Source organism: Acanthopleuribacter pedis (genome assembly GCF_017377855.1).
Lineage (GTDB): Bacteria > Acidobacteriota > Holophagae > Acanthopleuribacterales > Acanthopleuribacteraceae > Acanthopleuribacter > Acanthopleuribacter pedis.
Genome location: NZ_JAFREP010000031.1, coordinates 120,621 through 132,789 on the forward strand (window position 1 = coordinate 120,621; position 12,169 = coordinate 132,789).

The 12,169-nt window shown below is 55.8% G+C and carries 8 protein-coding genes and 1 tRNA gene; 3 read left to right on the top strand and 6 right to left on the bottom strand.

What is annotated here, in order from left to right; translation table 11 throughout:
* Nucleotides 1-487: 487 nt before the first annotated feature.
* Together J3U88_RS26860 and J3U88_RS26865 are read left to right on the top strand one after the other, a co-directional pair.
* The gene (locus J3U88_RS26860) at nucleotides 488-2,605 is read left to right on the top strand and encodes a TonB-dependent receptor plug domain-containing protein (protein ID WP_207862094.1); all 2,118 of its coding nucleotides are present in this window, start codon (nucleotides 488-490) and stop codon (nucleotides 2,603-2,605) included.
* Complete coding sequence (locus J3U88_RS26865; RefSeq protein ID WP_207862095.1) at nucleotides 2,593-4,863, top strand: carboxypeptidase regulatory-like domain-containing protein; 2,271 nt, start codon at nucleotides 2,593-2,595, stop codon at nucleotides 4,861-4,863. Before J3U88_RS26860 ends, J3U88_RS26865 begins: the two co-directional genes overlap by 13 nt.
* Nucleotides 4,864-4,994: 131 nt before the next feature.
* Here the strand turns inward: J3U88_RS26865 and J3U88_RS26870 are convergent, their stop codons facing one another.
* Nucleotides 4,995-5,903, bottom strand: coding sequence for a hypothetical protein (locus tag J3U88_RS26870; RefSeq protein ID WP_207862096.1), 909 nt, complete (start codon nucleotides 5,901-5,903; stop codon nucleotides 4,995-4,997).
* A gap of 324 nt (nucleotides 5,904-6,227) precedes the next feature.
* On the opposite strand from J3U88_RS26870, the gene J3U88_RS26875 reads away from it, so the two are divergent.
* On the top strand, nucleotides 6,228-7,391 hold the full coding sequence (locus J3U88_RS26875; protein ID WP_207862097.1) for a VWA domain-containing protein: 1,164 nt from the start codon (nucleotides 6,228-6,230) through the stop codon (nucleotides 7,389-7,391).
* Nucleotides 7,392-7,459: 68 nt separating this feature from the next.
* Here the strand turns inward: J3U88_RS26875 and J3U88_RS26880 are convergent, their stop codons facing one another.
* From J3U88_RS26880 to J3U88_RS26900, 5 genes are all read right to left on the bottom strand, one after another.
* Complete coding sequence (locus tag J3U88_RS26880) at nucleotides 7,460-8,653, bottom strand: peptidylprolyl isomerase (protein ID WP_207862098.1); 1,194 nt, start codon at nucleotides 8,651-8,653, stop codon at nucleotides 7,460-7,462.
* 231 nt (nucleotides 8,654-8,884) lie between these two features.
* Nucleotides 8,885-10,072 (bottom strand): ribonuclease D, encoded by a 1,188-nt coding sequence (gene rnd, locus J3U88_RS26885; RefSeq protein ID WP_207862099.1) that lies wholly within the window; start codon nucleotides 10,070-10,072, stop codon nucleotides 8,885-8,887.
* A gap of 220 nt (nucleotides 10,073-10,292) precedes the next feature.
* Nucleotides 10,293-10,377, bottom strand: a tRNA-Leu gene (locus J3U88_RS26890).
* 98 nt (nucleotides 10,378-10,475) lie between these two features.
* Nucleotides 10,476-11,228 (bottom strand): ubiquinone/menaquinone biosynthesis methyltransferase, encoded by a 753-nt coding sequence (locus J3U88_RS26895; RefSeq protein ID WP_207862100.1) that lies wholly within the window; start codon nucleotides 11,226-11,228, stop codon nucleotides 10,476-10,478.
* Nucleotides 11,225-11,620 (bottom strand): GFA family protein, encoded by a 396-nt coding sequence (locus J3U88_RS26900; protein WP_207862101.1) that lies wholly within the window; start codon nucleotides 11,618-11,620, stop codon nucleotides 11,225-11,227. Before J3U88_RS26900 ends, J3U88_RS26895 begins: the two co-directional genes overlap by 4 nt.
* Between the last annotated feature and the right edge of the window lie 549 nt (nucleotides 11,621-12,169).

The following is a 12,169-nucleotide window of genomic DNA, read 5'->3' on the forward strand; positions in this document are numbered from 1 at the left end:
CCTCAGCTGCTACGCCGAAAGGTCGGCCCCGGGAAAGGTCGGCCCCGGGAAAGGTCGGCCCCGCGACAGGTCGGCCCCGGGAAAGGTCGGACCCCTGTGCCGTGGCTTGGTCGTCATCTTCGTACACACAAGGCTTTCAGCTTCTCGCGACGAATCCTTGTGAGAAATGCGGGCTAGCGGTATCTGTAAATCCTAAAAAGAGGAGGTGTTTCGGTAAAAATAAGACGCTCTGTTAGAGAAAAGCCGGTGGGTTATGGGGGCGAATCTTGGGAAAATATCGGAAGTGTTAAATTATTAAAAATAAAGATTATTGCAGATGGTGACGACCATTAATAGATAACCAAGCCATAAAACCCATGCGAGCCTTTTGTCCCTTTGGGATGGTTCCGCGATCCGAGGCAGAGCCTGTTCGCGCGGTAGCTTGGGAGTCCAGTCCCTATCGCGGGGTACGCGCGTGTCCGCCCCCTGGATACGCAAGGAGGTCCTTATGAAGGCCGTTTTGGGTAAACTTTTTCGGTACCTGTGGCCGGTGCTTTTCTGTGTGTTGCTCACTGCCGCGGACGATGCGGACGACCTAGATCTTGGTAATCTCTCTCTTGAAGAGTTACTCGATATCGAAGTCGTTTCAGCAACCCGTTCCAGTTCCAAGTTAAGTGAATCGCCGATCCCGATCTCGGTGATTACCGCCAAAGATATTGCCGCGAGCGGGGCCGATTCGATTCCCGCCGTGCTGGCGCGATTGGCCGAGATCGATGTGTTACCGGTGGGCGCCTCGCAAACCGAGGTGTCGATTCGCGGGAAGAACATCAACTTCAACCGCCGTTTGTTGGTGTTAATCGACGGGCGCACCGAATACAACGATTTGTTCGGGGTGACCCTCTGGCACGCGTTCCCCATCGGTCTGGAAGATATCGAACGGATTGAGGTGGTTCGGGGCCCGGCCAGTGCGCTTTTTGGTGCCAACGCCTTTTCCGGGGTCATTAACATTATTACCAAAGCCGTCGACGGTGAGCAGCCTTCCGTTTTGCATGTGGCCGCGGGTTCCCAGGGCCGTCAGGACGGTCGCTTTTTCTATCGCCGTCACAAGGACCGTTTTGGTTTTAAGCTTTCCGCCAATCAGCACAAAGTGGAAAGCCACGAGACCGATGTAACCTTTCCGGGTTTCAACCGCTTTCCCACCACCTACAATTTCAACCCCGACGACGACAGCTTGGAGATGACGCGGGCCACCCTGTCGCTGAGTTGGCAGCCGAACGACAAACTCGATCTCAAGCTGAGCGGCGGGTTTTCCGACGGTGAGATGGAGCTATTTCCACAGCCGGGACTGCCGCGCGAGGATTGGGATGTCAACGGTGAGAACATCCACCTAACCGTGAATTATCAGGTTGGTGAAACCGGTGCGCTGCAATTCAACGCCTACATCAACAGCTTTGACTACGAAACCCCGTTGCTGCCCTTAACCGAGGATGTTTTGGCCGCACCGGACGGGCAGGCTTTTTACCCCAGTTTCAACGAGGCGCGCTTGTTTGCCGGAACCACCGAAACAACCAATATCTCGTTGCAATACGTTGGCAGCGCCGTTGAGGAGCGCGTTAACTATGTGTTGGGGGTTGAGTCGCGCGAGATTGAGAACGAGGGCGGCCTGGTCGCCGACAGCGATAAGGACATCAACTCGGTGTTTGCCAACTTCACCTACCGTCTTTCGGGTGACAAGTTCATGATCGGGATGGGGGTCCGTTTGGACGACGATTCCATTACCGATCAGGATTCCGGCTATACGGCCTCGCTGATGTATTTTCCCAATGACACCACCACCTTGCGCTTGTCCGCGCGGCGTGCCTTCCGGGCACCCAGCCTGTTTGAACTCTTTTCTCAAGTTGAGTTCAACGTTCCCAATCAAAACAACCGGGTACGCTTTCGGGGCAACAGTGGTTTGGCGGTGGAAACCATCGATACCGTCGACCTGACCGTGACCACCCAAATCGGTGAAACGATTCAGTTCACCGGTGAACTCTTCTTTGAAGAATACGCCGACTTGATTGGTAACCCCGACAGCGGGCTGTTGTCTGAAATTGAGTTCGACCCCGAAACCAACGTCTTCACCACGACCACCTCGTTCCAAAACCTCAGCGACGCCGACAACGTGGGGGTTCAGCTGGGTTTGGTTTGGGTGCCCAACGAACGCGTTTCTGTATACGGCAACGCGATGTGGCTTGATCCGAAGGATTTAAATGACCTTTCCGGTGAAACTTTTTTCTCTCCCGAGACCAAACTCAACCTGGGTCTGACTTGGAACCTACCATCCGGGTTCAGTACCCATCTTTCCGCGCACCACGTGGGCGAAACTTCGGAGGACGAGTTTAAAGTGGGCGACCTGTCACCGGACGGCCCCAACTTTGCGCGCGACAATCAGGAAGCCTACACCCTTGTCAATGTCAAGCTGGGCTACCGCTTTAAGAAGCAGGAAGGCCTGGAACTGTTCGTGGCCTCGCGCAATCTGTTGGACGATGACTTCGTCGCCTACTACGAGTTTGACACCGTGCTGAATGCAACCGGTGAACGCATGGGTCGGGAAGTGGAAGGAGGTTTATCATGGAGATTCTAAGCAGAATGGTTGGACGCGCCGGGCTGGTCGTTGCGGGTTGTACCTTGCTGGCCGGCGGTTTTCTCTTCGGGCAAACGGCGGAGCCGCAAACCGTGACCATGCCGGGCCTCACCGCCGAGATTATTTACAATGTGAGCACGCCTGATCCGTTGGGATTGGATCTGCCGCAGGATTTATCCGTGGATCCCCTTTCGGGCGATTTATTCATCGCGCAAAACGGGGCGAGTGCCAACATCCTCAGGGTGGATCTCGGTGGCGGCCAAGTCTCGAGTATTGGTTTTGCCTCCGAGGGGCTGGCTTTTGCTCCCGATGGGACGCTTTACTTCGGTTTGAGTAACTTCCTGTTGGGTGCTTGGTTTCGCGAGAGTGGGCTGTTCCGCAAATTTGCGATCATCCCCGCCGTGCGCGGTGTGGCCGTGACCCGCGAAGGGCGCCTGCTCGTGGGCCGGGGGAGTTTCGGACCTGCCGGTTTGTTTACGGATTCCATCTTGGAAGTGGACCGTGGGGACGGATTCTTTCAACAGGTATTCGATACAGCCGAGGCTGAAAGCGCCACGGGCCTTGATTTAAGTGTCATGAGCGCCATGACCGTGGACAGCAGCGGCGGTCTCTACGCCGGCTACAATTCAGGGATCCTCGTTAAAAAGCGGCTCGACGGCTCCTTTGTGAGCATCAACGAGCGGCCGATCCGCATATCCGGCCTCAATGAATTCGGCTTAGGCCATTTCGATGGCTTGGTCTACCAGTACGATACCGGCTCCGGTACCGTCTTTGCCATTGATGAGCAGGAACATGTCTCGGTGTTGATGTTTGGTGAAGTCCTTCGCGGGGTGGGTGCCTCGGTCAGTGGTATCACCTCTGACGGGTCCAACATCTACTTCGCCGGGGATCGCAACCAGCTTTGGCGGATACGCGCGGAAGGCGGCGCTTCGTTAAGCAGTGTGATCAACGCGGATCGCGGGACCGGCACCTTGGCCGGCACCATTCGTGTTTTGTTTTCCGATCTTCCGCTGGCCGAGGCCGAGCTTCGTTTTCAAAACGGGCAATCCGTGGTCACCGCGGCGGACGGTTCTTTTTCCATTTCCCTTGAGGCGGGTTTGTACGAGGTGGCCGTCAGCAAAGCCGACTTTTCCACCAGCATCTTGAATGTTCAAATTACCGCCGGGGAGACAACCACCCTCGACTTTCCGCTGAATCCCGGCTTGCCTGAGCGACTTGCGCCCGGTTTAGCCGCCGAGGTGGTGGCACGTTATCCAGCCGACCCAACCTTGGGCAGTTCCGATGTGAGTTTCGATCGCGAGGGGAATTTCTATTCAATGAACTTCGGGAACGGTACCATTTCCAAACACATCCTCGATCCAGAAACGCGAGAACACCTGCGTTCCTATATCTTTGCAAGTGGCGGGAATCTGAGTAACTCCTTCATTGTCGCCGTGGACGACGACCTCAACGTGTACGCTTCAACCGGCAACGACGGGGTTTTAATGTTGCCCCCGCGTGGCGATGAGGTGCCTTACGAATTGACCGCGGACAGCAACGATGCCTCCATCGTGCGCGATCAAGACGGGGTGAACCGGGTGATTTCAAGGGTACGGGATGTCGACGGCATCGCGGTGCGGCCTGATGGGTCGCTTGTCTTTTCTTCCGGTTCCGGCGGCTCACCGATCCCCGGTATCCCCGACGGAACCTTTAATTCGCTGGTTGATTTTCGCAACGGTGTGGAAAGCATTTTCAGTCGTGGGGTGCCCTCCGGCGCCACCGAAAGCGTGTTTAGCAACAACGACATTCTCAAAGTGGACGCGCAGGGGCGTCTGATGGTCGGCACCGATTCGGGGAATGTGGCCCGCATTGATCCCGACGGCAGGGTGGAACTGATTTGGCCGGGCGACGGCGCCGGCAAACCCGACGGGGCCGGTGCTTTTTCCGGTTTAAACAACGACGGCAACGGCAATTTGTTCTTGCGTGGGTTAACCGGTGACGGCAGTGACAACACCTTGCGCATGATCACGCCCGATGGGAACGATTTAATCACCGTCGCCTCGGGGATGCGCCAGTGTTTCGGTGGTTTTGGTTTTGATCGTGGCGGTCGCGACGTCTATGTGAGCGAGGGTCGTTTGGTGATTCGCATCTTCACCCGAGACGGTCGTACCATTGCCGAAAACCTGCTGAATCCACCGGAGCAGCCGACCGCGGTCGAGCAAAATTACCGCAAGGTTCTGCCGCGCGGTGATTTTTTACCGCACCCGGAAATGGATTAACCCGCATTTTTCACAAGGGTTCGTCGCAGAATTCCTTGTGAGAAATGCGGGATTAACCGGGAGACCGCTCCCAAAATGAAAACGGCCGCTGGAAACAGCGGCCGTTTTCATTTTGGTTTAGGCGGCGGATGCTATTTGCGGAACTTGCGTACCGTTTCGCCGTCTTTGGTTTGTGCAAAGCTGAAATAGTCCACGGGAATCGAGGACGAAATTTGCGTTCCGTTTTCAAACGCAAGCGCCAGAGCCGAAACGTTTTGGGTGCAGACGAACTCGAGGTAGCCGTAGGGGGATTGACCCAAGAGTTGGTCAATGGAGGGGAACAAGTCGTAGGTGATGCCCAGGAATTTCCCGCCGGAAGGAATGCTGTTCAGGTTGATGGTAACCAATGGTTGGAAGTTTTGGCCGTTGAGGCCGGCGTCGAACAGGCTAACGCGGCAGTCACAGCTTTCATTGCTGGTATTGGTCAGCGCCATGCCGCGGAATTTGCGGCGTTCGCTGTACGAGTCGATGCGTTGGTCGACATTGATCAGGAAATTGGGGCCGGGTGCGTCCGTGAAAACACCGACCGTGGCGTTTTTGGTTTGGCCTTCGAAGCTGCTGTAGGTGGTTTCGATGCTGTACTCGCTGTCGAAATCTTCGGAATAGAAAAAGGCCTGAAGGTTGGCTTCACCGGTGAGAATTTGGTCGAACTCAAGCACGATAATTTCAAAAGGCGAGAGGTTGAGGTTAAAGCTACTGCCGCGGAAGTTCTCGTTGGCACCGTCGAAGATACTGGCCTGGGCGAGGTTGCCGTCGCTGTTGAGCAAGTCCATCGTAATGGCGATGGTGCGGTTGGCGTTGTTGCGTACCATGACCGCGGACCGCCAGGAATCGTTAATCGCCATATGGGGGACGACTTTTAGGACCTGGGCGCGTTTGCCGGTGGGTCGGGTATAGTCACCGACCTCGGTGCTTGCAACTTCAATCCGGCCGGCTTGAACCGTTGCGACCACGCTGATTAGAGCGGCGATCAAAAGACATAAAAGTGTGCGATGTTTCATCTTATCAGCTCCTCGGATAAAAACTCCTGCTCGGCTTCTAAGCAGGGTTGATGCCAAACCCGCCGCGGCAATGCTTGGTTCGGCCAAGTGGCTTGAATGGCAAGCGCCTGCGCCGGGAACTCGTGGGCTCATCATAGGCGGTTGTGCGGGGGAAGGGAACGCGGAGATCGTTTTTTTAGCCTTGGCGTGCGAAAAATGTCCCTTTCTGGAGACAGTCACGCGAGAACCGGGGTGGGTATGGTCTTTGCACGCTGTTGGGGGACTTTGAAACCCTGTCTTTTGTTGGGATAATGCGATGTCAGTGTTTTTACGCGGGATGGTGGTATGGATTGCTTGAAGGTGTTGCGGTTGAGGGGCTTTATCCCGCGCTGGGTGTTTTTCTCGCTGCTGTGTTTTGGGGGTGTTGCGCCGCTTGCCGCCCAGCTTCGCATTGTCGACCCGGCGCCGGGTGCTTTTTTGTCCGATACCTACGAGGTGGTCTTGGCTTTTGACCGGGTAGGCGCCGTGCAGAAGACCCGGTTGTTTTTGGACGAGACCTTGGTGGGCGAGGCCGAGGGCTGGCGTTCGAATTGGCCGGTAGATTTTGGGCCGAGCATTGACCGGCACGTTTTGCGGGCCGAGGTAACCCTGAGCGACGGCAGCGAGGTGCTTGGCGAACCCTTGGCCACCCGTGAACTGCGCGTGGATTTTGAGGAAACCGCCCGGGTTGTGTTGTTGAATGCCTTGGTGAAAGATCGCCGTGGTCGCGCCATGGTCGATTTGGAGCAGGATGATTTTGAGGTTCGCGAAAACGGCAAGCCGTTGGAAGTGACCGGTTTTCATTCACGCCAACTGCCCCTTGATTTGGTGCTGGTTTTGGACACCTCTTCTTCTCTGGGTGAGGAGGGGATTGCCGTGGTTCGCCGCGCCGCCGTCCTGTTTATCGAGCAGTTGGACAGCAAGGACCGCATCGCGCTGATCGAGATTAAAAACAAGCCGACCTTGCTCAGTTCGTTCACCCAAGATCGCAAACAACTTCGCCGCTTAATTTCTGAACTGCACCCGATTGGACAAACCGCCTTGTTTGACAGCATGGGCGAGGCTTTGGCTTTGTTGGCGCCGCGCCGCCGCGGCAAGCGGGCCGTGGTGTTGTTTACCGATGGTCGCGACAGTATTTATGAATTGGGCTACCAAAAAGCGGCGCGGATGCGCCAATCAATCAATGAAGCGCAACGTTTGGAAACCGTGTTGTACACCATTGGCATGGGGAGTCGTATCAATCGTGACGCGCTGGAACTGATGGCCGATGAGACCGGGGGTCGGTTTCTCTTCGCGGAAAGAGGTTTGCGCCTACCGGGCCTTTTCGAGCAGGTTGTACAAGATCTCAAGCACCTGTATGTGCTCGGCGTGGTGCCGCACTCGCGCAAATCGGGTTTTCATCGCCTCGATGTACGGGTCAAAAAACGCGGTGCTCAGGTCTTCACCCGCAAAGGTTATGCGTTGCCTTAAGCGTTTTCTTTGCGGCTAACGCGAGAAAAGCACGGAGCGCCGACCGCGCTTGCGTTAGGAGTATTTGGCTAAGGTTGCGGTTCTTGGGTCGGGTCAGCATGACGAAGAATTTGGAAACCGACCGGGGTTTCGATAAGCGTTTCGTGAATCTGGTTCTGGTTCAGCTTATCTAACGCTTGGTCGACCGCATAATACAAATCCACATTGAGCATGGGGCCGAAGGTGCCGCCCTGGTCGCGGGTGGTCGCGTCAGAGTGTTGGCGCGCTAATTCCGCGAATAAAGCGGCATTATCCGGCGCATTTTTGAGTTGCTCCAGTAGGTCTTCGGCTAGGGTGCGGGCTTCCTCCCGTGCCCGTTCCGTTTGGTTGAGAGGGAGGGCTGCATCCTTGTGGCTGATGACAATGTGTCGTCCATGGCGAACCGCCAGTTCGATCCGTTTGAGGTACACCCAGCCTTGTTCCAATTCGATGGCCGGGCTGACCCCGTTGATGTCGAGCTCGCGCACCGTTTGGATGAGACGGGCCGGAAGACGCATCTCCTCGGCCGTAAAACTACCCGTGTAGCGGGGACCGTATAGGTCGTTGGGGTAATTTGCGGCGACTTTTTCTAACGGGTCAACCAGAAGTTGTTCGTTAATTTCTTTAATCAGTCGGAGACCTTTGTCCTCATTGTCAGGGATTTTGGGGATAAAGACGTGCAGGGCACCCCAGTGACGGCCCGCGGGTTCGTCGCGACGCACGAAGTGGTAACCGAACGGCGTTTCAATGGGTTCGCCGTGGATTGCGCCGACCGCCAAGTTCGCCAACGCCGTATCGAGCAGCGGGTGTAAGTCGCCGCGGTAGACACTGCCGAGTCGGCCGCCCTCTTCGGCGCGGGGCCCGTCCGAATGCTGTTTTGCCAGTTCCTCGAATCGGGTTGGGTCGTCAGCCAACTGGACCGCTAACTCCTCGGACAGCAGTTTGGCCTGTTGGCGGGTGCGCAATTGTTTCCCCGCCGCCTCGGCGGTACGGTGGCTGATTAAAATATGGCTGACCGCGTAATCACCCCGAGCGGGGTAAAAGTCCGGGGGCTGCACGACGGGTTCCGGTTCCGTCACCACTTCTGGTTGGGTTGCGTTCGGCTCTTCAGGGTTTTCGGCGGCCGCGGCGCTCATCACCGAGGCGGGCTCGCTGGAGCCACAGCCGAGACACAGCAACAGCAGGGCGAGCGCGGGCAGGCAGCGTCTAAAAAATTCCGGGAACGGTGACGGAGGGGAAAACAAGAGGGTGCCTCGAACTTGAATAACATAACGATGGCGCGTTTGGACGATTCGTCTATTTTAAACCGGCTATGGCCAAACGAGCGAATGAAAAGCGACCGTGCATCCGGTAGATTTCCATATCGCGCCGTTGGTAACTTATCACGGCCTTTGCTGTTCTATACGCGAGAACCGCGGGGTTTTCCGCGCAAAAATGCAGGAAACCTTGTCATACCGTCTGCCGGCACCCCCGCGTTAATCGTCCTTGATTCCGTGATCGTCCCAGATGATGTGGTGGTTCTCGACACGGATGGTCATTTGGCCGTCAAGTAATTTGATCAAAAGGTCACCCACCATTTCCTTGCGCCATCCGCCGCAAATGCCGTATTGCGAGGTGTCGCGGCCCTGCAAAGTCGCGTCGATGAACGGTGCCAACTCGCGCTTTAAGATGATGTTGGCGGGGGCCATGTTGGCGCGTTGGGCGATTTCTTTGATCAGAATCCAAGCCAAATCGGCCAAGTTCTCCGCTTTACTAGAAGGGCCGCGGCGACGGCTTTCTTTGAGGCGCGGCCACTGGCTTTTGGGGACTTCGCGCGCCTCAGCGTGAATTTTGAGCAGGTGCTCGCCGAAGCGATTGACGAACTTGGGGTGAATACCGCGGCGCGAACGAAGGGAGTCCAGCGTGAGTTGGTCCATTTTGGCTAACTCGACCATGACTTCGTCCGACAGGACAAAACGAACCGGCTTGTCTTGCTCGCGTGCTTTTTTATCGCGCCACACCGCCAGGGCTTGCATGACGACCAAATCTTTTTCTTTGAGTTGGCCAACCTTTTTGACTTTGCGCCATAGGTTTTCCGGGTCGTTGCGGAACAAATTATCGTTCAACTGATCGCGCGTCTCCTGTTGGATCCATTTGAGGCGGCCCTGTTTTTCGGCCAGTTCGACGAGCTTTTCGTAGGCGTCAGGCAGGTAGGCGACATCGTCGCGCGCATAGCGCACTTGGGCCTCGGTGAGTGGGCGTTGCAGCCAGTTGGTGAAACTGTCGCCCTTCTTTAATTGCACGCCCAAGGTCTTGGCAATAAGTGCCGCGTAACTGATTTGGTCACCGAACCCGCACATGGAAGCCGCGATTTGCGTATCAAACACCGGTTTGGGGATGGTCCCCATCTGGTTGAAAAAAATCTCCAGGTCTTGGCGGCTGGAGTGCAAGACCTTGATGGTTTCCGGTGTGCACAATAATTCGTGGAAAGGGTCCCAATTGGTGATCGGCAAAGGATCGATCAGGACCGGTTCTTGACCTGGCCAAGAAACCTGGATCAAGGCCAAGACGGGAAAGAAGGTTCGCTCACGGATGAATTCCGTGTCCAGTGTGATGTAAGCTTGACCCTCGGCGTTTTCGCATAAATCCGCAAGTGCTTGGTTGGTTGCAATGTCAATCTGCATGCTTTCCCGTTTGCCCCTCTTCTTTCCCTGTCGGAATGCAAAAACTAACACATGCAGCAATAAAATGCTTGCGGAATCTTAACGCGGCGTTGACCGCGGACATCAGTCTGGGGCTCCGCGACTGCATTAATAAAGTTTGGACCCGTGGGGACGGTGGAAATAAAAAAACCTCGCATTGTTGCGAGGTTTTCGCCCGCCTTCTTTCATGAGAAGGGGGGAGTGGTGCCCAGGAAGGGATTCGAACCCCCATGCATTGCTGCACACGGACCTGAACCGTGCGTGTCTACCAATTTCACCACCTGGGCACGTAGCAGGGAGAAAGATACCAGATCGCCGAGAAAGTGCAACCCTAAAATCCGAAAAAAACCAAGAAGCGTCCCTGGCTTATTTGTAAGTATTGATTTTAGAGGTCTTTTTTTGAGGTGTTGTGTTGACGCCCACCCGCCTGCTTGCTAGCCCAATGGACCGCGATGGTTTTAAACAAAAAGTGCCGAAAGCCGACACCGTCAAATTCGGCCTGCAGAAAATGGTCGGCCAGCGCTTCCGCCGTCTCGAAATGTTGTGTCGAGTTCGAAAGGTAGGCGTATGCCGAGGGATCTGTGCCCAAAGCCCGGCCCAGCAGCGGTAACCCGTGGTTGAGGTAGCTTTTGATAAAGGGTCGCAGCAGGCCCGGCGGTGGGGGCGTCGTATCCAGGCAAACCGCCTTGCCGCCCGGCTTGAGGACGCGGCGGATTTCGCTTAACGCTGTTTGAATACAGGTAACGTTGCGCAAAAGATAGCCAAAGAGAACCGCGTCGAAACTGTTGTCTGCAAAGGGCAGGGCCAAGGCGTCACAGGCGACCCAGTGAACGCCGTCACCGCCTTTCCGACCCGTTCCAAACGCCATCATGCCCAGCGAAAAGTCGCCGGCGATCACCGCGGCGTCGTCAAATCGGCGGCGCACTTCAAAAGCGATGTCGCCCGTACCCGCCGCCAAATCCAGTACGGTGCATCCCGGTTTCAGCCCGGCTTGATCCACCACATACCGTCGCCAGCGCTGATCCTGGCCCATGGTCATGATGCGGTTCATCAAATCGTAATTTGCGGCGAGGCCGTCGAACATCTTTTGGATGCGTGCCCCTTTTTCGTCGGTTTTCAATCGGTATGAGTCGTTCATGTTTCGTATCCCGCGATGGTGTCGATTTGTTGCTCCCACTGGTCGCCGTCAAAGGTTTCGATGCGCACGGCATTTAAATCGAGATCGTCGATACAGCGTGCGTTGACGTCGAAGCCGTCGGGATGAGAGCGGGGCACGTAAAAGGGCGCCACGCCGCAGGTGCTGCAGAACCAATGTTTCGCTGTTTTCGTGTTGAATTGGTACAGCGTCATGTTTTCTTCCGGTGTCAGGGACGTGAAGTCGCTTTTCGGCACAATTAAATGAAGGAATCCTTTTTTGCGGCAAATGGAACAATTGCAATCCAGTACTTTCTCAAAGCGGTCACGTACCCGGAACCGAACCGCGCCGCAATGACAGCCGCCTTCTTTCCAGATGCGCGTGTCTTTGGTCATACAGCCTCACTTGGGTGCGGCGCAACAGACCGCACGGGCGCCTATTATTCCACCTTTTGGCCTGAGAAGCTTGAGAAGTGGGATTGGATTTGGAAAAGCATCCGGTTCGGCATGATTTTGTATGAGCGGCCCGCGGCCTCGGCTGGTGGTTTCAAGTGCTCTAAGGGTAGGCGGTTGAAGAAGATTGTCACCGGGTTTGACCGAGGAGGGCCTGCATTTGCCCTTGGGAGCGGAGTCGGTCGGGACGCCGGGAAAGACGTGTGTGGCGTGGAAATGAAGGTGTGACTGTGCGTCCCGGGTTTGTTGCGCTTATCTATAAGCTTTTTGAAAAACAACAGGTTTGAGGCTTGCTCAGCCTGTCTGGGCTGGGGACCGAGCCGGCGGCGGATAAAAACCTAAGAAGCGCTGACGCGGGGATTTTAGCTAAACCTCTTATGTGTAGCGGGGCACCTCGCATCTCGGAAACCAAAAATAGCGTGATGTGATGTCCCAGCCGCTCGATTTTGAAGCTAATGTGTTTAATGCTCAGAAGCTTAGCGGAAACCCCCG